This window comes from Haloarcula sp. Atlit-120R (genome assembly GCF_003665885.1).
GTDB lineage: Archaea > Halobacteriota > Halobacteria > Halobacteriales > Haloarculaceae > Haloarcula > Haloarcula taiwanensis.
The window spans coordinates 266,835-293,134 of record NZ_QPLN01000002.1 but is presented as its reverse complement, the minus strand read 5'-3'; the positions used below and the strand labels follow the sequence as shown (position 1 = coordinate 293,134).

30 protein-coding genes and 1 tRNA gene are annotated in these 26,300 nt (G+C 64.0%); 15 read left to right on the top strand and 16 right to left on the bottom strand.

From position 1 onward, the window contains the following. Window positions 1-58: 58 nt before the first annotated feature. On the top strand, window positions 59-808 hold the full coding sequence (locus tag DVK01_RS08765) for a hypothetical protein (RefSeq protein WP_121536835.1): 750 nt from the start codon (window positions 59-61) through the stop codon (window positions 806-808). Between the two features lie 149 nt (window positions 809-957). Continuing rightward, entirely contained in the window at window positions 958-1,143 is a 186-nt protein-coding gene (locus tag DVK01_RS08760; protein WP_101349289.1) for a hypothetical protein, read from the top strand. Between the two features lie 218 nt (window positions 1,144-1,361). Here the strand turns inward: DVK01_RS08760 and DVK01_RS08755 are convergent, their stop codons facing one another. Next, window positions 1,362-2,111 (bottom strand): hypothetical protein, encoded by a 750-nt coding sequence (locus DVK01_RS08755; RefSeq protein WP_121536367.1) that lies wholly within the window; start codon window positions 2,109-2,111, stop codon window positions 1,362-1,364. A gap of 118 nt (window positions 2,112-2,229) precedes the next feature. On the opposite strand from DVK01_RS08755, the gene DVK01_RS08750 reads away from it, so the two are divergent. Then, a complete protein-coding gene (locus DVK01_RS08750; RefSeq protein WP_101349287.1) occupies window positions 2,230-2,901 on the top strand; it encodes a halocyanin domain-containing protein in 672 nt (223 codons plus the stop codon). Between the two features lie 15 nt (window positions 2,902-2,916). On the opposite strand, the gene DVK01_RS08745 is transcribed toward DVK01_RS08750, so the two are convergent. Then, the gene (locus DVK01_RS08745; RefSeq protein ID WP_101351398.1) at window positions 2,917-3,447 is read right to left on the bottom strand and encodes a type II toxin-antitoxin system RatA family toxin; all 531 of its coding nucleotides are present in this window, start codon (window positions 3,445-3,447) and stop codon (window positions 2,917-2,919) included. A gap of 142 nt (window positions 3,448-3,589) precedes the next feature. Here DVK01_RS08745 and DVK01_RS08740 point away from each other — a divergent pair, with 142 nt between their 5' ends. Continuing rightward, entirely contained in the window at window positions 3,590-3,865 is a 276-nt protein-coding gene (locus tag DVK01_RS08740) for a helix-turn-helix domain-containing protein (protein ID WP_121511184.1), read from the top strand. Between the two features lie 101 nt (window positions 3,866-3,966). Beyond that, window positions 3,967-5,040 carry a tubulin/FtsZ family protein gene (locus DVK01_RS08735; protein ID WP_101349285.1) on the top strand — a complete coding sequence of 358 codons (1,074 nt, stop codon included), beginning with the start codon at window positions 3,967-3,969 and terminating at the stop codon, window positions 5,038-5,040. Between the two features lie 40 nt (window positions 5,041-5,080). Here DVK01_RS08735 and DVK01_RS08730 read toward each other — a convergent pair whose 3' ends face one another. The 3 genes from DVK01_RS08730 to DVK01_RS08725 all read right to left on the bottom strand — a co-directional run bounded on the left by DVK01_RS08730 (window position 5,081) and on the right by DVK01_RS08725 (window position 7,301). Further along, window positions 5,081-6,424 carry an alkaline phosphatase family protein gene (locus DVK01_RS08730; RefSeq protein WP_101349284.1) on the bottom strand — a complete coding sequence of 448 codons (1,344 nt, stop codon included), beginning with the start codon at window positions 6,422-6,424 and terminating at the stop codon, window positions 5,081-5,083. A gap of 87 nt (window positions 6,425-6,511) precedes the next feature. Next, entirely contained in the window at window positions 6,512-6,637 is a 126-nt protein-coding gene (locus DVK01_RS22825; RefSeq protein WP_255410212.1) for a hypothetical protein, read from the bottom strand. A gap of 130 nt (window positions 6,638-6,767) precedes the next feature. Continuing rightward, window positions 6,768-7,301: an inorganic diphosphatase gene (locus DVK01_RS08725; protein ID WP_101351397.1), complete on the bottom strand. Its 534-nt coding sequence runs from the start codon at window positions 7,299-7,301 to the stop codon at window positions 6,768-6,770. Between the two features lie 297 nt (window positions 7,302-7,598). On the opposite strand from DVK01_RS08725, the gene DVK01_RS08720 reads away from it, so the two are divergent. Further along, window positions 7,599-7,958, top strand: coding sequence for a PadR family transcriptional regulator (locus DVK01_RS08720; protein WP_004518536.1), 360 nt, complete (start codon window positions 7,599-7,601; stop codon window positions 7,956-7,958). An 84-nt stretch (window positions 7,959-8,042) separates the two neighbouring features. On the opposite strand, the gene DVK01_RS08715 is transcribed toward DVK01_RS08720, so the two are convergent. The 3 genes from DVK01_RS08715 to DVK01_RS08705 are packed head-to-tail and all read right to left on the bottom strand — an operon-like array spanning window position 8,043 to window position 9,629. After that, on the bottom strand, window positions 8,043-8,597 hold the full coding sequence (locus DVK01_RS08715) for a rnhA operon protein (RefSeq protein WP_101349283.1): 555 nt from the start codon (window positions 8,595-8,597) through the stop codon (window positions 8,043-8,045). Then, the gene (gene rnhA / locus DVK01_RS08710) at window positions 8,590-9,186 is read right to left on the bottom strand and encodes a ribonuclease HI (protein ID WP_101349282.1); all 597 of its coding nucleotides are present in this window, start codon (window positions 9,184-9,186) and stop codon (window positions 8,590-8,592) included. The genes DVK01_RS08715 and rnhA overlap by 8 nt, the downstream gene beginning before the upstream one ends. 47 nt (window positions 9,187-9,233) lie before the next feature. Further along, complete coding sequence (locus DVK01_RS08705) at window positions 9,234-9,629, bottom strand: hypothetical protein (RefSeq protein WP_101349281.1); 396 nt, start codon at window positions 9,627-9,629, stop codon at window positions 9,234-9,236. A 100-nt stretch (window positions 9,630-9,729) separates the two neighbouring features. Here DVK01_RS08705 and nreA point away from each other — a divergent pair, with 100 nt between their 5' ends. After that, window positions 9,730-11,016 carry a DNA repair protein NreA gene (gene nreA / locus DVK01_RS08700; protein ID WP_101349280.1) on the top strand — a complete coding sequence of 429 codons (1,287 nt, stop codon included), beginning with the start codon at window positions 9,730-9,732 and terminating at the stop codon, window positions 11,014-11,016. An 11-nt stretch (window positions 11,017-11,027) separates the two neighbouring features. Here nreA and DVK01_RS08695 read toward each other — a convergent pair whose 3' ends face one another. After that, window positions 11,028-11,183: a zinc ribbon domain-containing protein gene (locus DVK01_RS08695; protein WP_121511190.1), complete on the bottom strand. Its 156-nt coding sequence runs from the start codon at window positions 11,181-11,183 to the stop codon at window positions 11,028-11,030. Window positions 11,184-11,393: 210 nt separating this feature from the next. Between DVK01_RS08695 and DVK01_RS08690 the strand changes: the two genes are divergently transcribed. Further along, window positions 11,394-11,807: a low molecular weight phosphatase family protein gene (locus tag DVK01_RS08690; RefSeq protein WP_101349279.1), complete on the top strand. Its 414-nt coding sequence runs from the start codon at window positions 11,394-11,396 to the stop codon at window positions 11,805-11,807. Between the two features lie 67 nt (window positions 11,808-11,874). Here the strand turns inward: DVK01_RS08690 and DVK01_RS08685 are convergent. The 3 genes from DVK01_RS08685 to DVK01_RS08675 all read right to left on the bottom strand — a co-directional run bounded on the left by DVK01_RS08685 (window position 11,875) and on the right by DVK01_RS08675 (window position 14,031). Next, window positions 11,875-11,948, bottom strand: a tRNA-Ile gene (locus DVK01_RS08685). 81 nt (window positions 11,949-12,029) lie between these two features. After that, on the bottom strand, window positions 12,030-12,581 hold the full coding sequence (locus tag DVK01_RS08680; RefSeq protein ID WP_101349278.1) for an FxsA family protein: 552 nt from the start codon (window positions 12,579-12,581) through the stop codon (window positions 12,030-12,032). A 73-nt stretch (window positions 12,582-12,654) separates the two neighbouring features. Beyond that, window positions 12,655-14,031, bottom strand: coding sequence for a cytochrome P450 (locus DVK01_RS08675; RefSeq protein ID WP_121536365.1), 1,377 nt, complete (start codon window positions 14,029-14,031; stop codon window positions 12,655-12,657). 79 nt (window positions 14,032-14,110) lie between these two features. Here DVK01_RS08675 and DVK01_RS08670 point away from each other — a divergent pair, with 79 nt between their 5' ends. Together DVK01_RS08670 and DVK01_RS08665 are read left to right on the top strand one after the other, a co-directional pair. After that, window positions 14,111-15,724, top strand: coding sequence for a DUF255 domain-containing protein (locus DVK01_RS08670; RefSeq protein WP_121536363.1), 1,614 nt, complete (start codon window positions 14,111-14,113; stop codon window positions 15,722-15,724). 76 nt (window positions 15,725-15,800) lie between these two features. Beyond that, entirely contained in the window at window positions 15,801-16,607 is an 807-nt protein-coding gene (locus tag DVK01_RS08665; RefSeq protein WP_053966348.1) for a TrmB family transcriptional regulator, read from the top strand. A gap of 209 nt (window positions 16,608-16,816) precedes the next feature. Here the strand turns inward: DVK01_RS08665 and mptA are convergent, their stop codons facing one another. The 3 genes from mptA to DVK01_RS08650 all read right to left on the bottom strand — a co-directional run bounded on the left by mptA (window position 16,817) and on the right by DVK01_RS08650 (window position 19,541). Next, entirely contained in the window at window positions 16,817-17,743 is a 927-nt protein-coding gene (gene mptA / locus DVK01_RS08660; protein ID WP_101349275.1) for a GTP cyclohydrolase MptA, read from the bottom strand. 87 nt (window positions 17,744-17,830) lie between these two features. Beyond that, on the bottom strand, window positions 17,831-18,430 hold the full coding sequence (locus tag DVK01_RS08655; protein ID WP_121536361.1) for a response regulator: 600 nt from the start codon (window positions 18,428-18,430) through the stop codon (window positions 17,831-17,833). A 73-nt stretch (window positions 18,431-18,503) separates the two neighbouring features. Next, window positions 18,504-19,541 (bottom strand): AsnC family transcriptional regulator, encoded by a 1,038-nt coding sequence (locus tag DVK01_RS08650; protein WP_121536359.1) that lies wholly within the window; start codon window positions 19,539-19,541, stop codon window positions 18,504-18,506. A gap of 109 nt (window positions 19,542-19,650) precedes the next feature. Here DVK01_RS08650 and DVK01_RS08645 point away from each other — a divergent pair, with 109 nt between their 5' ends. The 3 genes from DVK01_RS08645 to DVK01_RS08635 all read left to right on the top strand — a co-directional run bounded on the left by DVK01_RS08645 (window position 19,651) and on the right by DVK01_RS08635 (window position 22,438). Beyond that, window positions 19,651-20,736 (top strand): anthranilate phosphoribosyltransferase, encoded by a 1,086-nt coding sequence (locus tag DVK01_RS08645; RefSeq protein ID WP_121536357.1) that lies wholly within the window; start codon window positions 19,651-19,653, stop codon window positions 20,734-20,736. 54 nt (window positions 20,737-20,790) lie between these two features. Further along, on the top strand, window positions 20,791-21,723 hold the full coding sequence (locus tag DVK01_RS08640; RefSeq protein WP_121536355.1) for an alpha/beta fold hydrolase: 933 nt from the start codon (window positions 20,791-20,793) through the stop codon (window positions 21,721-21,723). A 166-nt stretch (window positions 21,724-21,889) separates the two neighbouring features. Further along, window positions 21,890-22,438, top strand: a complete 549-nt coding sequence (locus DVK01_RS08635; protein ID WP_121536353.1) for a peptidylprolyl isomerase — start codon at window positions 21,890-21,892, stop codon at window positions 22,436-22,438. Window positions 22,439-22,459: 21 nt separating this feature from the next. On the opposite strand, the gene DVK01_RS08630 is transcribed toward DVK01_RS08635, so the two are convergent. After that, the gene (locus DVK01_RS08630) at window positions 22,460-24,781 is read right to left on the bottom strand and encodes an amino acid permease (protein ID WP_101349269.1); all 2,322 of its coding nucleotides are present in this window, start codon (window positions 24,779-24,781) and stop codon (window positions 22,460-22,462) included. A gap of 166 nt (window positions 24,782-24,947) precedes the next feature. On the opposite strand from DVK01_RS08630, the gene DVK01_RS08625 reads away from it, so the two are divergent. Together DVK01_RS08625 and DVK01_RS08620 are read left to right on the top strand one after the other, a co-directional pair. After that, entirely contained in the window at window positions 24,948-25,733 is a 786-nt protein-coding gene (locus DVK01_RS08625; RefSeq protein ID WP_101351396.1) for an MOSC domain-containing protein, read from the top strand. A gap of 57 nt (window positions 25,734-25,790) precedes the next feature. After that, window positions 25,791-26,132, top strand: coding sequence for a ferredoxin (locus DVK01_RS08620; protein ID WP_101349268.1), 342 nt, complete (start codon window positions 25,791-25,793; stop codon window positions 26,130-26,132). Window positions 26,133-26,300: the final 168 nt, after the last annotated feature.

Below are 26,300 nucleotides of genomic sequence, written 5' to 3'. Positions count from 1 at the left end.
TATCCACATCCGCTTTGTGGCCGCGCTGTTTTTCATCGGTGGAGCCGAACGACAACGTATGCAGGTACTCGGTGACCTTGTCGCGCAGGCCCGCGACCGCGACGGCGTCCTCTTTCGTTCGCCGGAGCGGGCGACGCCGTACAGCTACTCCGATTTCGCCACGAACGCCTGGAAAGGCGGGAATCTGCTGCGGCATTACGGCGTCCGGCACGGGACGCGGGTCGCCGTCGTCGTGGGTCCGAAAGAGCCGACAGACGGGGACCGACCGGGCTACCTTCGAGACGCCCCGGACGCACTACTTGCCTTCCTCGCGGCGGCGCTCGACGGGGCGATTGTGGATATGGACCCGCCGAATGCGGTCGACGCGACAGCGCTCGTCGCGCCGGCAGCGTGGTTCGACCGCTACACGCAGGGACCAGGAACCAAGGGACTGGCCTACGGTGGTCCGGTCGATGACCCGACAATCGCCCAATTCGAGCGAGAACTGTGGAGCGAGAACCCGCTTCAGCCACCGGGCGAGGTCGCGCCTGACGACGCGGTGCTGGCGGCCGACAGGACCTACACGCACGGCGAGCTCATGGCCGAGAGCGGCCGTGTCGTCGCCGACTACGACATCGACGCAGAGACGACTGTCGCGCTTCGGGCACCGATGACGACTGCAGGCGCGGTCGTCGCCGGATTGCTCGCGCCGATGCGGGCCGGTGCGACAGTTGTGTTCGGCGGCGACGAGGAAGCCGATATCGCTGTTGCTGACCGGAACGTACCTGAGGAGATCGTTGTTCGACCGGGCGACGCGACGCCGTCGTAGCAACCGGGCGGACGTTCGTCATTGATATCCTCAGCGGGTACGCGGCACTCGCCGTGTTGGTGTGGACAAGAGACGGAACCGCCCGGCAGTCAGTTGGAGGCCGCTGTTGCTTTCTTAAAGAATATATTTGTCCGGCCACAAGCGGGCGTATGGATTTTGACTTCGTGTCAGCGGTTGCCCCACTCGTCGTGATTGTTGCCGTCGCGGCGGTCGCGCTCACGAGGGTAATGACTTCCTCGACAGTGTTCATGATGGTGCTGCCCTCGATGATCGTCTTCTCGGTCATCGCGTTCTTCTTCGGAATGAAACACGGCGAGTTCCGCGCCAGTCCGTAACAGCCGCTCTCAGTCCGCGTGGTCACAGAACAACGGCCTGAGTTCCTCCGATTTCAACGCCACTCGGTTACCGGCAGGGCTGCGTGTTGGCTGGTGTATAGGCCTGTCTGAATACCCTCTGTCAGACGACAAAACCACATTATTTTCGGAAAGTACTTCGTCGGACGTAACACCGGGCTGTCGCTGGAGACGGGGTCGTCTACACGGTGGCTTTGCCGTCACTCAGTCGGGCGGACGAAGTCCGCGAGCGTCACCAGTAGGCCGAGCAGCCAGCCCAGTGGGATGGAGATGCCGAGCCAGATGATGACGTAGGCGATGCCTTCCCGGTCGAAGTTTTCGATGAAGAACTCCGCGACGCCGACGGCGGCCAGCACCTCATAGAGGAACCACCGGGACAGCGAGTCGCTTGCGGGAATGACGACCGAGGCGACAGTCGTCGAGTACAGCGCGGCGACGACCGGCGGCAGGAAGATAGCGGTCATAGCGAACGGATACGCCAGCGCGACGGTCGTCCCGCGGCCACCGACCCGCCGGAACGTGACAGCCAGTGCAGCCGACAGTGTCGCAACGCCGCCGGCGACAGCGACGGCGGTGAACCCACCTGACACGAGGTTGATGCTCCCCGGTTCGAGTCGCGCGAGAGCCGCCAGACCGCCCCAGGCGAGGACCGAAAGGAGAACCACACCAACAACGCCCAGACGGGTCGCCGTGCCGTCGATGCGACGGGTCTGGTAGCGCAGGACGACGCCACACAGTACTAGCGGATACACCAGCGCGATGACTGGGACCCCGAGCGCAGACCAGAGGTGATAGAGAGCCACCCCGATAGAGGTGTCTGGCGTCCACGTGCCGAGGACGGTGTCGCTAGCGTTTCGCTGACGCGGATACACGAGTTCCATCCACGTTTCGTGTAATCTATTGAGGTCGATACGAATCCCGCCGACGACCCCGTGGCTTCCGGTAGACATACCGGTGGTTTCGTTCTACCGGCGTTAAATGTTTCACGGCACCTGTGACTGGTGTGTGATTGCTCTGCCCCGATTCGAAACCGACATATTCAGGACGGGGAGTCCCAAACGGTCAGGTATGACAGACGGTAGAGCGGACGTGTCCCGTCGGGGCTTCCTGCGGACGGCGGCAGGGGCCACGGCTGCGTCGGCCGCAGCAGGCACCGCGACCGCACAGGAAGGCACCGAAGGTGGCGACGGCGGTGGCGGCGGGGGGCCGCCGGATTTCGGCGGATTCCTCGACCAGGTTGGAAACTACGATGGCTCGGTCGTCGATGCGACCGGACAGGACACGGCGACAGTGGAAGTCGGCGTGCAGGCAAACGGCGGCGCCTTCGGCTTCGGCCCGGCCGCGATCCACGTCGACAACGGCGCGACCGTCCAGTTCGAGTGGACGGGCAACGGCGGCGGCCACAACGTCGTCTCGGACGGCGAGGGCCCGCTTGACTCCGGGAGCGCTGTCTCCAGCGCCGGCGTCAACTACGAACACACCTTCGAGGAGGACGGCATCTATCCCTACGTCTGCGTACCACACGAAGGGCTTGGGATGAAAGGAGCTATCGTCGTCGGCACCGACTACCCGACGAAGTCCTCCGGTGGCGGCGGTGGTGGTAGTGGGAGCTCCGGCCCGCCGGAAGTGCCAAACAGCGCGAAAACGCTCGGTGTCGCGACCTCGTTCGTGATGGTCGCGACGCTCGGCCTCGCGTACTTTTTCATCCGGTACGGCGGCGACTACGAGACGCCCGAGTAACGCTCCGTCACCGCGTTACACCGAATCCGGGCCGGCGTGAATCTCCAAATCGACGTCCCGTTTCTGTCCTTCGAGGTCCTCCACGACACGTTCGACGATTTTGGTCGCTTCCTTGCGGATGAGCGGCTTGACTTTCTCGATAACCCAGTCCATCGAAACCAGTCGGGGGAGGTCGATGGCACTGCTCGAGGCCGACCCGGGGTCGAACGCGACGTGAAACCGCACCCGTGACGCCGACTGTACGTTCGCCGGGACGCCGTCCGGACCCGGTTCGACTGCCCAGTGTCCTTCGGCGTCGATGTCTTTGACGATCCGCCAGTCGATGCGCGTCGGCGGCGAAACGTCAGTTACCTCCGAGCGCGCAGTGTAAGAGAGCTTCCACCACGAAAACACGAGGTCGTAGTTCGTCCCCGGCGAGCCGTCGCCGTCCTGTACCACGCGGTCGAGATACTCCGAGTATTGTGCGTAGCCCGGGAAGTCCAGCAGAAACTCGTAGACTTCTTCGGGTGGGACATACACGACTGTGCTGACCTCGACTTCGTCCACGTCTGTGACACCGGATGTACTGACCGTAAACTTTCGGGCATAGAGCCGGGTCCGTGGCAGCGATTTTTGCCGTAACATTTCCACAGAGCATAATATCGAACAGAAAATATTATCATCCTGTATTGGGTACAGTGGTAGTACCATGAGTGCATCCGATATCCAATCTGCTGATACCGACAGCGAATATGAGAGTGGCGGATGGGAAGCCGTCCGCGATCTCCCGCCGAGCGCGAAACTCGTCGCAAAAGTCTTGGAGTACAACGAGACCCTGACGCAGAGCCAGCTCGCCGAGGAGACGCTACTGCCGCCACGGACGGTTCGGTACGCCCTCTCCCGTCTCGAAGATGTCGGCGTCATCGAGTCCCGGTTTTCCTTCGCCGACGCTCGCAAACGGATCTACACGCTTCAGGTCGAGTAAGCGCACCCTGTATTCTGGGTCAAGAACCGCTTTACCCTGCCTTGTCGCCCGTTCACAGTGTGAGGACAACGTTGATTAGTCAGCCTCACAAGACATCTGGTATGAAAGTCGTCCTGATTGGTGTCGGGCAGGCTGGTGGGAAAGTGACCCAGTCGCTTGCCCAGTTCGATTACGACATGGGGTTCAATGCTGTTCGGGGAGCCCTCGCCGTTAATACGGCACGAGCAGACCTCCAGAACCTCGATATAGACACGGCCCTCATTGGACAGGACCGCGTGAAAGGTCACGGCGTCGGCGGTGACAACGAACTCGGCGCCCAGATTATGCAAGAGAACGCCACTGAAGTGCTCGACGAACTCGACGGCCGCATCACGACCGAGGCCGAGGCCATCGTCGTCGTCGCCGGCCTCGGCGGTGGCACTGGTTCAGGTGGCGCACCGATGCTCGCCCGCGAACTCAAGCGTATCTACGAGAAGCCGGTGTACGTCCTCGGCATCCTCCCCGGCCGGGACGAGGGTGGCCTCTACCAGGCCAACGCCGGTCGGTCGCTCAAGACCGCTGCCCGCGAGGCAGACTCCCTCCTGCTCGTCGACAACGACGCCTGGCGGGGCAGCGGCGACAGCGTCGCCGCCGGCTTCGAACGCGTCAACGACGCTATCTCACAGCGCGTCGGCCTGCTGTTCGCCTCCGGCGAGGCAGTCGAGGGGGTCGGCGAAAGTGTCGTCGACTCCTCGGAAATCATCAACACGCTCAGAGGCGGCGGCATCGCCTCTATCGGGTACGCCAGCGCAGAGGCCAGCGAGGACGCCGGCGAGAACGTCAATACTATCACCAGCGTGACACGGAATGCCCTCCTTACGAGCATGAGCCTGCCCAACGCGGTCAAGGCCGACTCGGCCCTCCTCGTCGTCGCGGGTGACCCCGAACGCCTCTCGCGAAAGGGTATCGAACGAGCGCGCCGCTGGGTGGAAGACGAGACCGGGAGTATGGAGGTCCGGGGCGGGGATTTCCCACTCGGTTCGGATAAAGTCGCGTCGCTCATCGTTCTTTCGGGCGTCGAACGGTCCGAACGGGTTAACGAATTTATGGACCGCGCTAAAGAAGCAGCGAACTCACAGGGCGCAACGACCGATCCGGACGAGTTCACGAACGACGAGCTGGACGGCCTGTTCTGACTGCTCCGGGCCTCAGAATCACCCGACCGCAGCAGGGGCCTCAGGCGAGGCTGCTACCGTCGAACTGGGCGCGGTCGAAGTCGTGGTCGAGGAGGTCGAGAATTGTCGGCGCGATGTCGTAGAGGTCGGCGTCGTCGATGCGGACGTCCGGGTCATCGACGAGCAACGTCGCGTTGTCGAAACTGTGCATGCCGTTTCGCGGCCCGACGCCAAACACGTCCTCGGAGCCCTTGAACCCGGCTTTCAGGTCGAAGCCGTGGTTCGGAACGACGGTAAGGTCCGGCGCGATGTCGTCGTGGTCGCCGCGGAAGGCGTCCTCTTTGGTGACCACGCGGTCAGCGACCTTCTTGCCGTCCGGGCCTTCGAGTTCTTCGAGACGCTGTTTGAGGTCGGCGCGGACGGACTCGTACATGTCCCGCGGGACGCCGCCGTTCGGTTCACGGTCCTCCAGGTTGATGTAGAAGCGGCCGGGGATGAGCGAGTAGGCCTTCGTGCCCTCGCTTATATCGCCGAGTTCAGAGTGGTCGTCGTCCGCGTAGTCGAGCCACCCCTCCTGCTGGAGCCACTCGTTGAAGTGGACCTCGTAGTCAAGCGAGGTGAACCCGTGGTCCGAGGCGACGACCATTGTCACGTCGTCGGGGAGTCGGTCGCGCAGGTCGCCGAGGTAGGCGTCGACCTGTTTGTAGAACTCAAAGAAGGCCTCCTGGTTCTCGCCGTCGCGCTCGTAGTCTTTGAACAGGAAGTGGTTGACCCGGTCCGTGGTCATGAACACGCCGAAAAACAGGTCCCAGTCGTCCTGTTCGACGTAGTGTTTGAACGTCTCGTAGCGCTTTTCGAGCGTCTTGTGCGCGTCTTCGACGAAGTCGCTCTTGTCGTCGTCGTGGCCGAGTTTGGCGTTGACATCGATGCGGTAGTCGTTTTCCTGGAGGTGGTCCCGGAGTTCGTCCGGGTAAGCGGCCTTGTCGACGCCGGGCGATAGGAAGCCTGACACCATCCGCTGGACGTTGCGCTGTGGCGGGAAGGTCACAGGGACGTTGAGCACCGTCGCGTTGCGGCCGTCGTCGGTGACGCGGTCCCAGAGCCGCGTCGCCTGCACGTCACGCCCCATCGGGACGTAGGTGTCGTATGAACCAACTTCCCGGTCCTGGAAGCCGTACACGCCGGTCTGTCCGGGGTTGACGCCGGTCGTCAACGCTGGCCAGCAGGCGCTAGACTCGGGCGGAACGATGCTGTCGATGGGGCCGGCGCTTCCGTCCGACGCCATCTCCGTAAGGTTCGGAAACACGTCAGGGTGTTCGTCAATGAGGCTGAACGGTACGCCGTCAATGCCGAAGAAGGCAACACGCGGTGCGTCGTCGCCCTTCAACCGGTCGAATAATCCCATACGACCCGTTAGTCAGGTCAGGAACAAGAAACTTCTTTTCGGGACCGCGTCACCGAAAGCGGCAAAATCATCGTCACAGCAGCCTGGTCAGGACGACCGGTCCGCGTTCTCCGGAACCACGGTTAGATGTGCGATTCCGGGTGTAGACCGTCGCTCGATTCGCGGAACGACAGTCGTGTGGTCCAGCGCCGTGTCGGTGTCGTCAGTAGCCATACGCGTATTCATAGTGTTCACACGGGCAAAAAATTACCCATGCTCATACATAATCGGAGGCGCCTGTCGGTATTACCTCTGGAAATACACTGCCAGTGGAGCGAAACCGCGAAAGGTAGTCCCGGGAGCGTCAGTTGAACTCTTCGTCGTACAGTTCCTGCGCGTGGACGATAGCGTCCTTTGCGGCTTCTTTGTCCTCCCAGCCCAGCGTTTCAACTTCTTTGCCTTCTTCGAGGTTCTTGTAGGTCGCGAAGAATTCGTCGATCTCGTCGAGGGTCTGCTGTGGGATGTCGTCGAGGTCCTCAATGTGGTCGTAGCGCGGATCCTCGGTCGGGACTGCGATGACCTTGTCATCTTGCTCGCCGTCGTCGTCCATCTTCATCATGGCAACGGGGCGGGCCTCGATGACACAGCCGGGGAACGTCTGGTCCTCGACAAGCACGAGCACGTCGAACGGGTCCTCGTCGTCGTAGTACGACTGCGGGATGAAGCCGTAATCAGACGGGTAGTGAACGTTCGAGTGAAGAACGCGGTCGAGGACGACACCGGGGATGTCCTTCTCGTATTCGTACTTGTTACGCTCGCCTTTCAGGCACTCAACAACAGCGTAGATTTCTTCAGGTGGGTTCGGTCCAGTTTCGAGGTCTTCCCAGAGGTTCGTCATCATCGCCGACTGCGCGACGCCGTCAAAAAATCCTTTCGTAATAGCCATAGCTATTCGGTATTATGCGCTATATAACCCAATAATATCTAACTACAGATATATTCTTAGATTACACTTACCGCCTGTAAACGACAATCTGAAAGCAAATTAATCGGAAAAGCCATTCGGTCGAGAGCACATAATATAACGAAAATAACACTATTGTACCTGCTAGTTGTGTGGTGGTTAATGCCCCACAGCAGGCGTTGTGCACCAGAGTTAACAAGTGTTAAATAGCTTGCTGACATTTACCCAACTATGTCAGAGGCACAAACAGTTACTGACAGTCCGGGCATCGCAAAAGAGCTTACCGCTTTTCAGCAGAATATCCTAGTAATACTCGCTGAAGAGCCGCGGTATGGTCTCGCTATCAAGCGCGAACTCGAAGAGTACTACGACGACGAAGTCAACCACGGTCGCCTGTACCCGAATCTCGACGACCTCGTCGAGATGGGTCTCGTCGAGAAAAGCGAACTCGACAAGCGAACGAACCAGTACTCCCTGACAGAGTCGGGCAAGGACGCAGTCCTTGACCAGCTCGGCTGGGTGTTCGGAAAGTTCATCTCCGATGACGGTCGAGCCGACGAACTCCGTGACCTGATCGCGGCACAGCAGTAGACTCGCACCTGGGCACCTGCGAACTACTGTTAATCAATTCTTAACGCAGAATAAATACTGATTACCGACAGGTGTACCGAGCAGTTACGCATCGGGAACGCGGCCACCGGCTTCTTCGACAGTGAGACGGATCGACTGCTCGAGCACCGACTGTTGTTCCGCAGTTGGCCACGCATTTCGCCGGACGTACTCGTCCCGAAACTCCTGGATTTCGTCTGGCGTCGCCTCGGAGATAGGTTTCGCGTAGTGGTTACCCATGAAGTCGGCAAGCAACTCCGCGTTCGCGCCGTGTGTCTCACCGTGTGCGTCGGTCACAGCTTCGACGACAGCCCGGTTTGCAGCGTCGATCTCCGCCCACTCGTCCGGGTCACCGGGACCTGAGAGCTGTATTTCCACGCCGCGGTCGATGTCGTCGACCCGCTCTGGACGGATGACGCCGTCATCGACCCATTCGACGGGATGGCAGACGAGCACGTCACCCGTCTCATCGTTCCTGATGCGGGCAGTGTAGTCGTACCCGGCGAGGATTTCGTCGCGTTCGGTCCTGTAGGCGTCGGCCTCGGCATCGTCGACCGCCTCGCGAGCGAGTCTGGTCAGCCGTTCGGCCCGTTCGGTCACGTCTGTCGGCAGGTCAGTCATCGTCGAGTGCGTCGTTTGCTAGTTCGTCCGCACGGTCGTTTATTTCCCGCGGAACATGCTCGATCTGCCAGTCGTCGAAGTCGGTCAGCAGTTCGCGCACGCGGACACGGCTTTCGCGCAGGTCTGGGTCGTTCGTATCCCACTCACCGCGGACCTGTTTGACAATAAGCTCAGAATCGCCTCGGATATGGACGTCGTCGAATCCGTAATCGCGTGCGACTTCGACCGCGCGGATGAGCGCTTTGTACTCCGCCTGATTGTTCGTCGCCGTGCCAATCGTTTCGCCGCCTTCCGTGACAATCCCGCTGTCGTCGACCAGTACGTAGCCGACCGAGGCCGGTCCCGGGTTGCCCCGCGATGCGCCGTCAAAATACGCATGGACGCGCCCGCCGTCATTGCCGCGCAGCAGGGCCTCAAGTTGTGCGGTCCCCTCACCTTGAACAACGACTTTTCCGTCATAGGCGACCGCCGTCGCGCCGCCATATTCGACGCGCCAGCGCTCGTGATCAGTGTTTCCCTGTCGGATGTCGAGCCCCGCATCCGACAGTCGCTCGCGGGCCGTCGTCTCGTCACATTCGATAACCGGCATTGTCCGAGGGTGGCTGACCCGTCGATATAGACGTTGTGGTCGGTCTATCAGTTCCCGGCTTTGCTTCTGATGCGTTCGGCACCGGTCTGTCGGCCCTCTTCACCGCCCAAGAACCGACCCAGGACACCGACCAGCCCGCCGATGGTGACAACGGCTCCGGCGGCAAACATTATCGACAGGATGGGGTCGACAGGCTCGATGAAAATGGGTGAGAGAAACAGAACGATCCCGGACAGAATGGTTATCGCCGCTGCGGCTGGGCTTACCTGTTTCCCCGACGAAACGCGGTACGTGGAATGGGCGAGCGTGAGTGCCGCAAGTTCCCCAACAAGGAGGTTGACCAGCGCCTGCTGGTACGCGACCGGAATAAGCGCCGAGACGAATACGACAACCATGCTGACCAGCGTTGCGCCGAGGAGGAACCACTTCGTTGTATTTGCCATGATTTATATCACCTGTTGTTACTCAATCCAACCCTGTAAGAGTTGCTCTCCCACGGACCCCCGGAAAGGTTCTTATCGGGGAGGGCCGAAGGCGTGACAGATGCAACTCGACGAGTTCATCGAGGGGTTCGAAGAGGACGAAGCCGCACAGCGGCGGCGGCTCGCTGCGGAGAAGTCCTACGCCATCACGGACCACCTCGAAGACGTCGAGCGCCAGTTCGAGGCGGCGGTGCAGGGCGATTCGCTGTTCGGGTCGACGGCCCCGGAGATATTCGTCGGTCGCTCGGGATACCCCAACGTTTCCACGGGCCTGCTCTCCCCGGTCGACACCGACGCCGCCGCGGCCGGGTTCGCGACCAGCGGCGAGTGGTACCAGGAGGGGCTGGGCATCGAGGACGTGCTCCAGCGCCGGACCGGGATGGTCAACTCCACGCAGACGGCGTCGGTCGACTCGGTCAGCGCCGGTAGCGGACGTGGCGGCGGCGTCCACGACGTCTGGAACGGCTTCGTCGGCGTCCAACGAGAGGTCGCCATCGCGGACCATCCCGTCGACGTGGAGGTCGGACTCGACGGCACGCCGGAACTGGACGTGGAGTTCGACGACGTGGGTACGCCGACGGGGCCGCGGGCACACGCGACAGGGGCCGACCTGGCCGAGAACCCCCACGTCCCCCGGCCCGTCGAGAAGACGCTGTCGGACGACGACTGGCGCGCGGAGGGCGCGATGGCGTACCTGTACCGTCGGGGCTTCGACGTCTACGACATCAACACTATCCTCTCGGCGGGCGCGCTCGGCCAGGCCAGCGAACGGTCGCTGGTGCCGACGCGGTGGTCGATTACGGCGGTCGACGACACGGTCGGCCAGTACGTCCGCGGGACGCTGCGCAACGCCGACACCATCGACAAGCCGGAGCTGTGGTACAACGAGTACATGGGGAACCGCTACTGGGTCGTGCTCGCGCCCGGCCGCTGGGAGTTCGAACTCGTCGAAATGAAAGCGCCTCAGAGCGTCTGGAACCCACGTCCGGAGACTGGCTACTACATGTCGAGTGCCCACGAGGGCTACGAGGGTCGGACGGCCTACGTCGAGGAGACTGCGGGGGCGTACTACGCGGCGCGGCTCGGCGTCCTCGAACATCTGCAGGAGCGCGACAGACAGGCGAAGTGTCTGGTGCTGCGGGAGATAACCGACGACTACTGGGCACCCGTCGGCGTCTGGCAGGTGCGCGAAGGGGTCCGGAATGCCTTCGACGGTGAACCCGGGACCGCCCAGTCCTTCCGGGAGACGCTGACAGCTATCGCCGACCAACTCCCCGTCAGCCTCGGGGCGTTGCGGCGCAAGTCCGAACTCGTCGCCGGACTCCAGTCGCAACTGAGCGATTTCTAGCGGCCCGCCCGTCAGGTGTCGGTGTGTGCCGGGACTTCGACGAACGCTCGGGCGTCGACCGGTTCGGCACAGACCGGACACCCGACCGCCAGCAAGCGCTCCCGAACGCCGCCGTCGACCGTCGTACACGCACCGCAGTTGGGACACGCGAAGCGGTACTCCGGCATGTGGCAGGCAGGGACGGGGACGACCGAAGGGACTGCCCCTCAATCTGAAGGGTATATAGGTTCGCCGACCTGTCACCGGCCGGACGGCTCCCACTCATTGGCTCGCAGTCCTCCCGCCTGACCGGTCCAGAGCGGGCGGTGGCCGCCGACTATATAGCCCACAATAGCGGTCTTAGGAAGGGTTATTCCGCTCGCCCGGAACGCTCAGGTATGACTACGCCACTGCGATTCGGGTTCGTCTGCGTCCAGAACGCCGGCCGGAGTCAGATGTCCGCAGCGTTCGCCGAACGAGAGCGAGCCCGCCGCGGGCTCGAAGACGAGGTCGAAATCCTGACCGGGGGCACGGACCCCGCAGACGAAGTGCATCCGGAAGTCGTCGAGGCAATGGCCGAACTCGACATCGACCTATCTGACCGGGTCCCGCAAGCTGTTTCGAACGACGAACTCAACAGTTGCACCGTTGTTGCGACGATGGGGTGTTCGACGCTCGACCTCGATGCCGACGTGGCAGTCCGCGACTGGGCGCTGGACGACCCCCACGGTCAGTCCGTCGAGCGCGTGCGGGAAATCCGAGACGAGATAGCGGAGCGCGTCGCCGACCTGTTCGACGAGTACACCGACTAGCCCGGCCAGCCTGACGCCGTCACGACGCAGTCGACTCTCTCACGGTGTCAGGACGGTTCGAGAATAGTGGGCCAACGCGGATTTGAACCGCGAACCTCCCGGTTATCAGCCGAGCGCTCAACCTGATTGAGCTATTGGCCCAACGCATTCAGTTGTACCCGAGGGGTATTGAAAAGGGTAACGTTTCGCGGCCGGTTGGGGATGTGAAACCGCGTCAGGGCTTCAGTTTTCGTCGCTGTCGTCGAAGTCGACGTCGGTGGCTTCGTCGGGGTCGAAGGAGCCGCCGCCGCTGGAGCCGGTGCCGGAGCCGCCGTCGGGACCAGTCGGGCCGGGGCCAGTGGGCCCGTTCTCGTCGTTGGGGAAGCCGCCGACATACACCTGGCCGCTGGCGAAGCCGCCGGTCTTGGCGTCGACGTAGGGCTGGACGACCCAGCGGCGCGTGGCGGCCCGGACGGGGTAGCGGGTGAACGGGACCGCGAGCAGCAGGCCGACGAAGTCCGTCACCAGGCCGGGCGTGAGGAAGAACGCGCCGGCGGCGATGAGGAGGCCGCCGTCGATGAGTTCGTCGGTCGGGAGTTCGCCGACCGCGAGCCGCTGCTGTATCTGCCGGAGCGTCGCACGGCCTTCGGCACGGACCAGCAGCATGCCGACCAGCGCCGTCAGGACGACGAGCGCGACCGTCACGAGCGGGCCGAGGAACGGTATCGCGACCGTCACCAGCAACACGATGTCGAACAGCGGGATGAGCAGCAACAGCCCGATGACCCGGAGCATACGACTGCTTGCAGGCCCGCCCCCAAACGCCTTTCGAGAGCGAGACCGGACTGTCGGCCGCCCGGTCAGGCGCTCACCGCTCTCGTAATCGGACTTCGACTGGCTCTGCGGGACTCAGCGTAATCTGCATCGCCAGTGAGAGCGGCGGTTCGGTGACCGCTTCGACGGCGTACCGCTGGGCGATGGTCGCCAGCGCGAGTTTGGCCTCCATCCGGGCGAAGCGCATGCCGATGCAGTGGCGCGGGCCGCCGCCGAAGGGATAGTAGGCGTAGTCCGGGAGCGACGCTTCGAGGTCGTCGTCCCACCGTTCAGGGCGGAACGCGTCGGGCGCGTCGTACCAGCGGTCGTCGCGGTGGATGAGCCACTGCGGGAGGGTGAGCTGTGCGTCCGTCGAGAGTTCGTATCCGCCGAGGGTCACCGGCTCCGTCGGCTGACGGAACACGGTGAAAGCGGGCGGGTACAGCCGGAGCACCTCGTTCACCACGGCGTCGAGGTACGGCAGGTCGAACAGGTCCTCGGGCGTCGGCTGTCTGTTTCCCAGTGTTGCGTCAAGTTCCTCGTGCAGGCGTTGCTGGCGCTTCGGATTATTCGCCAGCAGGAACCAGGCGTAGGTCAGCGTCAGCGCCGTCGTGTCGTGGCCGGCGACCAGAAAGGTCAGCAGCTGGTGGCCCAGTCGCTCGCGGTCCATCGTCTCGTCGTCGAGCGAGAGCAGCAGGGAGAGAACGTCGTCGCGGGCTTCGCGGGCGCGGTCGGCCTCGCGCTGGCGGGCGGCGATGACGTCGTCGAGCGTGGACTGGAACTCGGACAGCGAGCGATTGACGGCGCGGTTCGTCCGCGTCGGGACCCACAGCGGGAGGTACGCCGACAGCGACCGCGGGTCCAGGCGCTCGCGCAGCGCGTCCAGCAGCGGTTCCAGCGCGTCCGCAGTGGTCTCGATGTCCACGTCGAGCAGGGTCTTGCCGAGAATGTTCAGCGTCAGCGACTGCATGTGCGGGCGCACGTCGAGACGCTGGCCGTCGCGCCATCCCGTCGCCGTCCGGTCGGCGAACGCGGTCATCGTGTCGCCGTAGGCGGCGATGCGCTCCCGGTAGAACGCCGGCTGGAGCGCCGTCCGCTGGCGCTGCCACTCCTCGCCCTCCAGCAGGAACAGCCCCTCGCCGATGAACTGACCGAGCGTGTCCTGGAGGAGTTGCCCCTTCTCGTAGGCGTCGGCGTCGGTCACCAGCACCTGCTCGACGAGGTCCGGGTGGCAGACGAAACAGCCCGTCGTCCCGGCGACGCTGTACCCCACCACGTCGGCCTCGTGGGCCCCGGCACGGTCGTAAAACCCGAGCGGGTCACGTAGCATCGCGGCGGTGTTGTCGATGAACGGGACGCGGCCGAGTCGGGGCGGCCGGTCACCCGGCGTGACCGGCTCCGGTGTTTCGGGAATCGCCTGCGGGGTATCCATCGCCGACGCTTGGGTCGCCCCGACAATCGGTCTTTCGCCGAGTGAGAGAGCCTTTGTACGCTCACCGCCCAGGGCAGGTATGGACGAGTACGCACGCGACACGAAGGTCGAGTGGCGCGAGTGGGGACCGGACCCCTTCGAGGACGCCGCCGAGTCGGGGAAGCCGGTGCTGCTGGCGCTGACGGTCCCGTGGAGTGCTGAGTGCCGGGCCATGGACCGCGGGACGTTCGGCGAGCCCCGCATCGCGGCCAACATCAACGACGGGTTCATCCCGGTCCGTGTCGATGCCGACCGCAATCCCCGCGTCCGGGAGCGGTACACGATGGGCGGGTTCCCGTCGACGGTGTTCCTGACACCTGAAGGCGAGGTCATTACCGGCGCGACGTTCCTCGGACCGGACGGGTTCCGCGGTATTCTGGACTCTGTCCGGGAATCGTGGGACGCCCAAGGCGCGGCGGCGGGGTCGGTCCCACGGCAGCTACAGGACGAATCACCCCCTGCTGGCGAGCTCCGCCCGCGCATCGAGGAGCACATGGTCGAGCAACTGCTAGGCGCGTTCGACGACGAGTTCGGCGGCTGGGGAACCGACGTGAAGTTCCCGCTGCCACGGACCGTGGAGTTCGCCCTCGTCCGGGCGCGCGACCAGGCGACCCGGACGCTGGAGGCGATTCGGACCCACCTGCTGGATACCTACGACGGCGGCTTCTTTCGGTACGCCACGGAGCGCAACTGGGGGAACCCGCGACGGGAGAAACTACTGGACGAGAACGCTGCGCTGGTCCGGGCGTTCGCCCACGGCTACCGGTACACCGGGACCGAAGCGTACCGGGACGCCGCCCAGCGGACTGTCGACTACCTCACGACGACGCTGTGGGCCGACGACGCCTTCGCCGCGAGCCAGGCCGGCTCCGACGAGTACTACCGGCTCGAACCGAGCGAGCGGGAGGGAACGGTACCTCCGAACATCGACGACACGGTGTTCGCCGACCGCAACGGCCTCGCCATCGACGCCCTGCTGTGGGTGGCGGCCTACACCGACGACGAGCGCGCCCGGCAGTACGCGACTCGCGCACGGGACGCGGTCTGTGAGTCCCTCGTCCACGGCGGCGAGGTAACCCACTACGACGGCACGGACAGTGACACCGGCCTGTTGCTGGACCAGGCACAGCTCCTCCAGGGGCTGACGACGAGCTGGCAGGTCCTCGGTGAGCCGGGGCCAGCCGAAGCTGTCGCGGACTGGACGATCGAAAACCGCCAGCAGGACGGAGGTGCGTTCCGTGACGGGCCTGCAAGCGGGCCAGGGCTCTGTGACCGCTCGCTTCACCCACTCGACGCGACGGTGGAACTGGCCGACGCACTGGTCGACCTCGCGGCGCTCACCGGTGAGGACCGATACCGCAACGCAGCGCTTTCAGCGGTCGAGTCCTTCGCCGGCGCGGCCGAGCGCATGGGCGTCGAAGTCGCTGGTTACGCCGGTGTTGCGGCGCGTCTCCAGCAGCCCCAGACGCTCACGGTCGGGACCGAGGCAGGGACCGATCTCCACCGCGCGGCGCTTCGACTGGCTGATCACGAAATCACCGTCGTCCCGGAGCCGGACGGCGACGGCACGGCACGACTCCTCGACGGGGATGCTATCGTCGCCGAGGGGACGACCCCGGCCGAACTCGAAGCCGCACTCACTGGCGAGCACTGACACGAACAACGGCCGCAAACGTGGACAAACGGTAAACCCCCGACAAGTTTTTGCACACGTACCTTGATGTATGGGTATGTCCAGTCTCAGAGATCTCGGACTCTCCGAATATGAAGCCAGAGCATACCGATCACTGCTGGAAACAGGGCCGACAACGGCCAAGGAGCTATCGCGGGCCAGCGACGTTCCGATGGGCCGCATCTACGACGTGCTAAACAGCCTCGAAACGTACAATCTCGTCCGCAGCCAGACCGCCAGCCGACCCAAAAAATACGTCGCCGTCGAACCGGACACGGCTCTCGACCGCCTGCTCGAGGACAAGAAGCGGGAACTCCAGGAGAAGGTCGGCCAGTACGAGGAAATCGTCGACGACCTCTCGACACAGTTGGAGTCGGCAGAGCCCGTCGAGGAGCCGTTCTGGACAGCCGCCGTTGGCCCCGACAATTCGCTTGACCTATTGCTTGAGCGGCTGGCCGCCGCCGACGACGAGATTATCATGGTCGGCTCGGCACCCGCCCGGCAGGTCGACATCCTCTCCGGGACCGAGCGAATCGTGGATGAACTCGAAGCGGCGCTGGAACGGGGCGTCGAAGTGTCTCTGCTCGTTCGGCCGGATCTGTTCGAGAGCCTTCCTGAAGAAGCCAACCGCGAGTACTACGAGCGCCTCTTCCACTACGACAACTACAGTGCCCGCGCCAGCCCCAACATCAGGACCACGTTCGAGCTACTCGATGGGGTCGAGGTCTGTATCGAGGTCCCGCACCCGCTGGGCCGCGAGGAAACCTTCGGCGTCATCGACATGAAGGACTCCGATTTCACTGCCGATATCAGCCAGGCGTTCGAAGAACACTGGGCAGAAGCAAAGCCGGTCGGCCCGCCGTAACTGGGTCATCGGTGAGTGAGAAACAGAGTCACAGACAGCGACCGCGAGACGGCGCTCGCGGCTTCACCGCTCGCAATCGAGACGCGGCGCGTCTCGTGCACCTCGCTCGACGGTTCGAGGACTTCGCTTCGTTCAACAACTAAGGTAGTCTCGCGGGTCGCTACGCTCCCCGCTCGACGTTCCGAGGACTTCGCTTCGCTCAGTCCTCGCTACTCGCCGACTTCCTGCCGCAAATCGCCCAACTGCGCGACGCGCTCGGCGTGGGCGTTGTGCTGGTGGATGGACTCGTCGTTCGACTGTTTCATCGTCACGACGGCGTCGTCCGGCAGGTCCGGGAACGTCTCGACGACGCCCTCGGCGAGGGCGCGGACGCAGTCCTCGACGAACTTGGCGTCTTTGTGGGCCTCGTAGGTCATGTGGTCCTCGTCGGGCCGCTTCGCGAGGTTGTAGATGCGGGCGCTCATCGAATCCCGGGCGACTTCGATGAGTTCGTTCAGATCGACCTCAGGCGCGCCGTCGCTCTGGACGGTGAGCGTGGCGTGGCCGCGCTGTGAGTGGCCGGCCTGTGGGTTGGTTTCGAGGAACTCTTCGATGACATCGTCTTCGACGTTGAGCTGCTGGAGTGTTTCACGGGCGCGAGAGGCTGACATCCCCTGCGAACACGGGCAGACGGTCATCCCGGTGACGCGGGCACCGATTTCCTCGCTCGTCCCGTCTTCGGTCGCTGTCGCCGAGGCGATGATATCGGCCGTCGACTGGGTGGCCATCCCCGACTCCGGCGTCTTCTCGTGTGTGACGTACTCGGCTTCCATCCGAACCTCCGCTTTCGTCGTATAGTCGTGCTTCTCAAGCAGGAGTTCGGCGGCGTCGCCACAGACGTCCTCGACCCGGTAGGCCTCCTCGGAGACGGCGGTCTCCAGCGTCTCGTCGATGACCTCCATATTGCGGGACATGTCGGCACCCTTTCGCCAAGACGGCAGGTCGACGAACACTTCGAACTCCGCCATGAGTACGATGGGGTCGCGGTCACGACGCCCCAGTTTGACGAGCTTCTCGACGCCCGTCACACCGACGCGATTGAGACCGACCGTTACGTCCGGACTCGACGCCTGCACGTCCGGGAGTTGTTGACTCATTGCCCTCTCTATGGAAGAGAATCGGTTAGTGCTTTCGAAAGGGTGGGCGGGTCGCCGTGAGTCCCGAAGCGACCACTCCGAGCCGGATCAAAACTGTGTGCTGTCCGGCATTGACTCGTCCGTCTCAAAGTTTCGGAACAGCAACTCGAAGTCAGTGGCGTCGAACGAACCCGTGAGTTCGTCAAGTTCCGCACGGACTTCGGTAAGCTCGGCTCTCAGTGCAGTGAACTCCTCGCTCTCATCGAGGACCGCCTGTGGTTTTGACGACTCCAGTGCAGCGTATTTCGCCGTGAGCGAGTAGCACTCACGCAGGCGTTCCTCGTAATCGGCGTACCGAAGCAACTGTTCGATTGTCCCGAAGAGGTCCTCTTTCGACACCGGTTTGATGACGTAATCATCGAAGGGCATCTCGATGATGTCGAAATCGGGGTCAACTGCGGTCACCATTGCCACGCGTGTGTCGTAGCGTTTCTCACGGATCGCCGACAGTACCTCGTCGCCGGAGCGGTCCGGCATCCGCCGGTCTAACAGGACAACGTCGACTGTGGAATCTAGCTTCGAAAGGGCTGCCTCACCGCTGTACACCGTTTCGACTGCGTACCGGTCACGTAACTGGTCCGCGTACACGTCAGCCACCGCTGGCTCGTCATCGACAACGAGGATCGTCGCTCGTCGCCTCTCTGTCATTAGCTAGCATATATACCACAGAATTGCAAAAGGATTCCGGCCATCTTGCCCGAGACGACCTGACTGAAAATGGTTACTGGCCGACAATATCGTCGTATCGTGCCCCAGTCTGTTTGAGCGTCTCCGTCGAGTACAGTCGGTCGTGGTCGTACGGCAGATGTTCGGTCGCGAGTTCGTCGATCTTCTGGTCGACAATGGCCGCTTCGCGCCCGTGAATCATGGTGAAGAGATTGTACTGCCAGTCCTGCTCCGGGCGGCGTGGCCGATGGTAGCAGAGCGTGACGTAGGGGAGTTCGCCGACTGCCTGCCCGCGCTCGTCAAGAGCGTCGTCCGGCACGTCCCAGACAACCATGCAGTTGTTGTCGAACCCGGTAACGATGTGATTCACGACACAGCCGATACGCTTGATACAGCCAGTCTGCTGGAGGCGCTTGATCGCCGAGAGTACGTCCGACACGTCGGCATCGAGAGCGTCTGCCACGTTGCGGTAGGGTGTTGCGACAAGCGGGAAGCCGGTCTGGATTTCGAGCAACAACTGTCGGTCCAGCTCCGAGAGGTCCGCGGCGGCATCTTCGCTTATGCGGGTCGCAGTGGCGTCGGTCGTCTCCAGACTCTCCCGGGCGAACCGGTCCCCGTTGACAACCGGGAACTCAAGATCGATGTAGTAGTCGGTCAACATCGGCAAGACGAGTACCGAACAACCGGTTCGCTCCTCAATCTCGGCTAGGATCTCGTCGCGCCGCTGTCGAGAGCCTGCAGTGACAACGAACCACATATTCCACTCGTGGTCGCGAGCGTAGTTGTGATTCACCTGTCGGTACCCGTTGATTATCTCTGCGACCTCGTCGAACCGGTCTTCCGGTGCACTGACAGCCGCCAGCGTGGAAGAGCCGATGACCGGCGGATTGAGGACTGGGCCGAACCGACGGAAGATACCGTCGTCACGGAGTGTTCTGACCCGGTCGAGTGCTTCCCCCGCCGAGACTCCCAACGCTTCACCGACAGCCTCGAAGGGACGTTCCTGAATCGGGAAATCGCTCTGGAACTCGTCGATGAGCGCAGCGTCTACCTCGTCGATCTGCTCGCGCCACTCACCCGACTTGAGACTCATTGTACACGATTAGGAGCGTAGTCGTGTATCCCTTTCGGGAAGGCGGTCAGTTCCCACAAATTGAGAACGAAACGCAGGGGCTTTTGAACTCTGGCCCGAACACGTTTCCATGGCGCAAGCGACCCGGGAGTACGGCGAATGGCCGCTCAAACGACTCATGACGGAAGTCGTCGGCTCCGGTCACAAATCTGCCGACGATATGTCCCGCACGCAAGCCCGGGAGGCGTTCCAGCGCATCCTCGGCGGCGAACCCGACCACACGACGCTTGGTGCGTTCTGGCTCGCCAACCGCTGGAAACGCAACACCCCCGAGGAACTGGGTGCGTACGTCGACGTGATGTCCGAGGAGTCGGTCGAGACAGCCACGCCGGACGCTGACCCGGTCGACTGCGGGGCCAACTACGACGGCAAGGGCCGGTCGGCGATTCTCGGCGTCGCCGCGGGTGTTGTTGCCGCTGCCGCCGGCACACCCGTCGTCGTCCACTCCGGCGACCGCGTCCCGACGCAGAAACAGGACGCCTACAAGCACGTGCTGGACGAACTCGGCGTCCGAACCGAACTCGAGCCGAGCGAGAGCGCCGACATGGTCGACGAGAGCGGTTTTGGCTTCTACTACCAGCCGGCGTTCAACCCCGGCATCGACGCCCTGTTCGAGCGCCGCGACAACATGGGCGTCCGGACCTTCGTCAACACTGTCGAGACGCTGGCGAACCCGGCCGACGCCAGCGTCCACCTCGGCAGTTTCTACCACCTGGCCTTCGCGAAGAAGATGGTCCGCACGCTTGCTCAGTCCGAGACCAGCAGCGTCGAGCGGGCGCTGTTCTTCCAGGGAATGGAGGGCTACGACGACGTCCGCCCCGGCGAGACCATCGTCGCCGAATGGCCCGTCACCGGCGACGAATCCGACGACGAGGACATCGCGGACTTCGAGATCCGCACCGGCGAGTACGGGATGGACATCGAGAGCGAGGACCTGCAGGTCGATGACGTGGCCGAAGAGTCGGCGGCGATAACCGAAGCCGTACTGACCGGCGAACGCGAGGACGGCTTCGCCGACGCTGTCGCGCTCAACGCCGCGCTCCGGATCTACGCCCGCGAGGACGCCGACAGCATTCAGGACGGGCTTGAACGGGCCCGTGGCGCGATTGCCGACGGCAGTGCAGCGGAGACACTCGACGACCTCCGGGCCTTCTAATCCGACGACGAGCAGAGCGGAACCGATTTCTACCGAGCGGGCGAAGGCATTCTGATGGGACAACACGCTAGCGCTCGTGACAGCACTGCGTGGACGGTACCCGCATCGGAGACGCCCGGAGTCCACGAGCTGGCCGACGCCAACGGTATCAGGCTCCACACCGTGAGCGCTGGCCCGTCGGACGGCGACCTCGTCGTCCTGTTGCACGGTTTTCCGGAGTTCTGGTACGCCTGGAAACACCAGATACCGGCGCTCGCAGACGCCGGCTACCGTGTGGTCGCGCCGGACCTTCGGGGCTACAATCACTCTGATAAGCCCGACGGCGTCGCCGCGTACCACATCGACGAACTGGTCGCCGACGTGGCCGGACTCGTCTCGGCGCTCGGCCGCGAGCAGGCCCACATCGTCGGTCACGACTGGGGCGGCGTCGTTGCCTGGCAGACCGCCATTGACCGACCGGACGTAGTCGACCAACTCGCGGTCCTGAATGCGCCCCACCCGTCAGCATACGAGCGCGAGATCCGCCGCTCGGTCGACCAGTTACTTCGGTCCTGGTACGTGCTGTTCTTTCAGCTCCCCGTCCTTCCCGAGGCTAGCCTCCGCTGGAACGATTTCGCCATGCTGGAGCGTATCCTGACTGACGGGCCAACCCGACCCGACGCCTTCACAGAGACCGACGTGCGGCGGTACAAGCGGGCACTCGGGCAACCGGGCGCACGCACGGCCGCAGTTAATTACTACCGGGCGCTCGCCCGGCGGAACGCAAAGCTGACGCTCACTGTGGGCGGCGTCGGCGACAACCCGGTGACAGCGCCAACGCTCCTTATTTGGGGCGTGCAAGACGACGCGCTCTCGCTGGCGCTGACGCAGGACCTCGGCGAGTGGGTCCCGAACTGTCGAGTCGAGCGGCTCCCGGCGGCAAGCCACTGGGTCCAGTTCGATGCCCCCGAGCAGGTATCGGACCTGCTGCTGTCACACCTGCCGTAGCCTGGTACGACGAACAGCCGACACTCACCGGCGCGTGGCGGCGTGTCGGACACCCGCTGGACGCCACGCGGTCAGTCGTCAGGACACGGCGGGGGTGGTCCGGTGCTGGCACAAGAACCCTCGGTCAGTGGGCAGGCTTTTCTGCCGGGCTTCCTTCCGACCGAGTATGAGCGACCTGACCGCGACCCTGCACACGACAGAGGGCGACATCGAAGTCGAACTGTACGACGAGCGCGTGCCGACCACCGTCGATAACTTCGTCGGCCTGGCCGAAGGCGCCAACGACTACGACGGGACCGAAATCGCTCCGGGGACCGGCGCGTGGGAGGACCCTGAATCCGGCGAGAAGCGGATCGATCCGCTGTACACTGACATCGACATCCACCGCATCATCGAGGACTTCATGATCCAGATGGGGGACCCGACCGGCACCGGCCGCGGCGGCCCCGGTTACTCTTTCGACGACGAGTTCCACGACGACCTCACTCACGACGGCCCGGGCGTCCTCAGCATGGCCAACAGCGGCCCGAACACCAACGGCTCGCAGTTCTTCATCACCCTCGACGCCCAGCCCCACCTGGACGGCAAACACGCCGTCTTCGGGAAGGTCGTCGACGGGATGGACGTCGTCGAGTCCATTGGCAGCGTCGACACCGACCGCAACGACGCGCCGACCCAAGAAATGCTGCTCGAATCGGTCGACATCCACCGATAAGCGCGCCGGCTGCGAGACGACTTAGTTCCAGTCGGGGCTAGACCCCTGTTTCCGGCCCGACCGCGACAGCCGCTTTCTGAGGTACCGCGTGACCGGGAACAGCCGCTCGCTCAGCCGGCCCGAGACGCCGGTCTGGCTGGCGTAGACGAGGACCGGCACATCCCGGTCGGCGGCCAGTGCGATGACCTCGTCAGGAGTGCTGCCGAACAGGGCCTGCCTGAGCCAGCGGTCCCGCGACGCGCCGATGACCAGCACGCCGCCGTTTTCCGCCGCGGTCTCGACGAGGCCGTCGGCGACGGTGCCGGCACGGACGTTGTGGACCTGGGTCGTCTCGACGCCCTCAAGCGCGTCAAGCGTCGTCCCCGACGCCTCGTTTGCCCCCTCGTCGTCGGTGCTGACGTTAATGAGGTGGAGGTCGCTCCCCAGTTGCCCGAGCGCGTTCACCAGCGGGAGCACGGCCTGATGGTGGGGGCCGCCGCCTGCGCCGATGTTAATAACGTCGAGGGCGTCCGCAGACGCAGTCTTGTCGGCGAAGAACACGTCACAGGGTGCTTCGCGCTCGACGGTCTCGGTCACGTCCTGATGGCGTTCGGGATACCCCATTAGGATGAGGTCGGCGTCGTCGTCGCGCGCCGTCTGGAGGATATCGAAGGCCACGTCCCGGCAGGTGTGGCCCTCGATGAGGAGGTCGACGCCGTAGTCATCCCCCAGTTCTGACCGGATGCGCTCGGTCCGTGCTTTCGCGGTGTCCTGGACGGATTCCCAGGGCGTCTGGTCGGGGACCTGCGTCACGTTGAGGACGTGGATGACGGGGTCCTCGTCGGACACCTTCGCCAGCGCCGCGGCGAGTTCGACGTAGCGAGCGGCCCGGCCCGGACGTGCGATTGGGACGAGGACGCGGAAGCCGCCGGTCTCGGCGGCCGCTTCAGCCCCCGCTGCACCCGACGCCGGCGTCTCCGGGACCACCTCCCGAAGCAGGTCCTCGGTCTCCGGCGCGCCGCCCCAGGCGAGGTACACAACGACCATCGCGCCCGTCAGTACGAGCCCGGTCACGACGCCTTTCGGCGGGAGGTTGTAGATGAGCCCGAGGTTCGCCAGCACGCCGATGACCGGGACCACCGGGACGCCGGGGACGCGAAAGCCCCGCGTGATATCCGGGAACCGCCGCCGGGAGTAGATGAGCGCGACGTTGACGACGGCGAGCGGCAACAGGAGGTTCAGCGTTGCGAACCCGGTCAGGGCGTTCAGCCCGAGATGGAGGCCGAGCCCGCTGAACAGGCCGCCCTCAGCCGGGAACAGCGCGATGAAGAACACGATGAGCGCGACGATGGTCGCCGTCGCGGTCGCCACACTCCAGGACGGCGTCCCGTAGTCGGGGTGGATGCGCGAGAACCGCCGGGGGGCCTGCCCGCGGGTCCCCATCAGCGAGCCGATGCTGCTCGCGGCGAGTATCGACGCGTTCGAGGCCGACACCATCGAGAAGATGGCCCCGGCGACAATGAGGCTCTCGCCGATGCTCCCGAGGAACGAAGCGGCGACCCGCCCCATCGCCGTCTCGCCCTCCTGTGCGATGACCTCTGCTGGAATCGGGGAGTTCACCATCGCGACGATGACGAGCGCGTAGAGGACAGTGACTGTGAGGATGCTCGCGGCGATGGCCCGTGGGACGGTCCGCTTCGGCTCGATTATCTCGCCCGCGCTGGCCGCGATGGCCGAGAAGCCGAAGAACGTGATGAACGCCAGCGCAGAGATAGTCAGGATATCGACGGGGCCGCCGCCGAAGTTTCCAGCGAACTTACTGACGGCCACCGACGGCCCGCGGAAGGCGAACGCACCGCCGATGAACGCGAGCAGAACGGCGACCTTCGCGCCCGTGACGAGGAGCTGGAAGCTCCCGCTTTCCTCGGTCCCGCGGGCATTGAGAACGCCGAGCAGGACCGCAGTCGCCACGCCGGCTGTCCCGTGTGGCAGGAAGTGAAGCGCCTCGGGAAGGAGAAAGCGGACGACCCACTCGTCCATCGTCGCGAGGTAGAACGCCGTCGTGCCGGTGTAGCCGAGAAACAGCGACATCCCGATGCTGTAGGTCAGCAGGTCCCGGTCCTCGAAGGTCCGCGAACAGAAGAGGTAGCCGCCGCCGTTTTCTGAGTAGACCGACGCGAACTCGGAGTACGCGGCGGCGGTGACGCCCGCGATGACGGCGGCGATGACGAACGCGATGACGGCGCTCGATCCGATTGCTGCGACGGCGGTGCCGGACAGCGAGAAGATTCCGGCCGCGATCATCGTCCCCAGCCCGATTGCGAACGCGATTTTGAAATCCAGCGTTCGAGTGTGTTCGACCATTCGTCTGGCGACTGATTACCCCAGTCGATACGTAATAGTATCGTTCAGGCGCGTCCCCGGATATCCTCGTTTTCGCCCCGGTTTCGGACAGGCGGCCGCCGCGTCGGCTTCGCCTGCGGCCGAGAACGGGACACTGCTATAGGCCCGGCCGCCGAAGCTAATGGCAGTGGCACACGTCGAGCGACTCACCGTCTACCCCGTCAAGGCGCTGGACGGCATGGACTGCGAATCGGTATCGATCCGCCCGGGCGGCACACTGGCCCACGACCGCGAGTTCGCCATGTTCGACGACGCCGGAGACGTGGTCAACGGGAAGCGGACCAGCCGCGTCCACGACATCGACACCGGCTACGACCCCGAGTCGGGGACGCTGTCGGTCACGACCGACGACGACAGCGCGTCGTTCGACCTCCGGGACGAGCGCGGCCGCTCGCGGGCGGCCGACTGGCTCGGCGTGTTCTTCGGCGTGGACCTGACCGTCGAGCGCGACGAGACGCTGGGCTACGTCGACCGCCGCGAGATGGGGCCGTCGGTCATCAGCACCGCGACGCTGGAAACCGTAGCGTCGTGGTTCGACGACGTGACCGTCGACGGCCTGCGCCGGCGGCTCCGGGCGAACGTCGAAATCGGCGGGGTCCCGGCGTTCTGGGAGGACCGATTTGTCGGCGCGGACGCCCCCGCCTTCCGGGCCGGCGGCGTCCGGTTCGAGGGAGTGACCCCCTGCGGTCGCTGTGTCGTCCCCCAGCGGGACCCCGACACCGGCGAGGCAACGCCGGGGTTCCGGGAGCAGTTCGTCAAGCGCCGGCAGGCGACGTTCCCGGAGTGGGCCGACCAGGACGCCTTCGATCACTTCTATACCGTGATGCTCATCACCCACGTCCCCGAGGCCGACCGCGGCGCGGAACTGGCCGTCGGGGACCCCGTCGAAGTCGTGCCGGCGGCCGAAACGTAGTGAACCCCCGACGGCGAGACCGACAATCGAAAGACGGTCGGCCACGAACACGGAGTGATGGCAGACGCGGACGAACACGTCGACCCGAGCGAAATCGGCGAACAGGACGGCCCCCCGGTCGAGGAGAAGCCCTACAAGATAATCTTCGAGGCCAACAAATGCTTCGGGGCGGGCAAGTGCGCCGAGAAGTCGCGCAACTGGACGCTCGACCTGGATACTGGTATCGCCAAGCCCGAGACTTACTTCATCGACGAATCGGATCTCGATCATAACATCGCGGCCGCCGAGGCCTGCCCGGCGAAGAAAGACCGCGGCATCATCCACGTCGTCGACCGGCGGACCAACGAGGAGATCGCCCCGGACCCGAACGGCGACGGGACGCTCTCCGTCGACTGGTAGCGCAGTGCCTACTAGCGGCAGTTTTACCACCTCCTATCAGTCCGCGTAGACACCGATGTGCGCTGTCAATGTCACCGAGAATTCAGTGCGAGAAGGCAAGGCTCCAGAATACAGAAAACAGCCGTCGCAGTATATATCATGTAAGATTACTATAGATAATAAACTGAA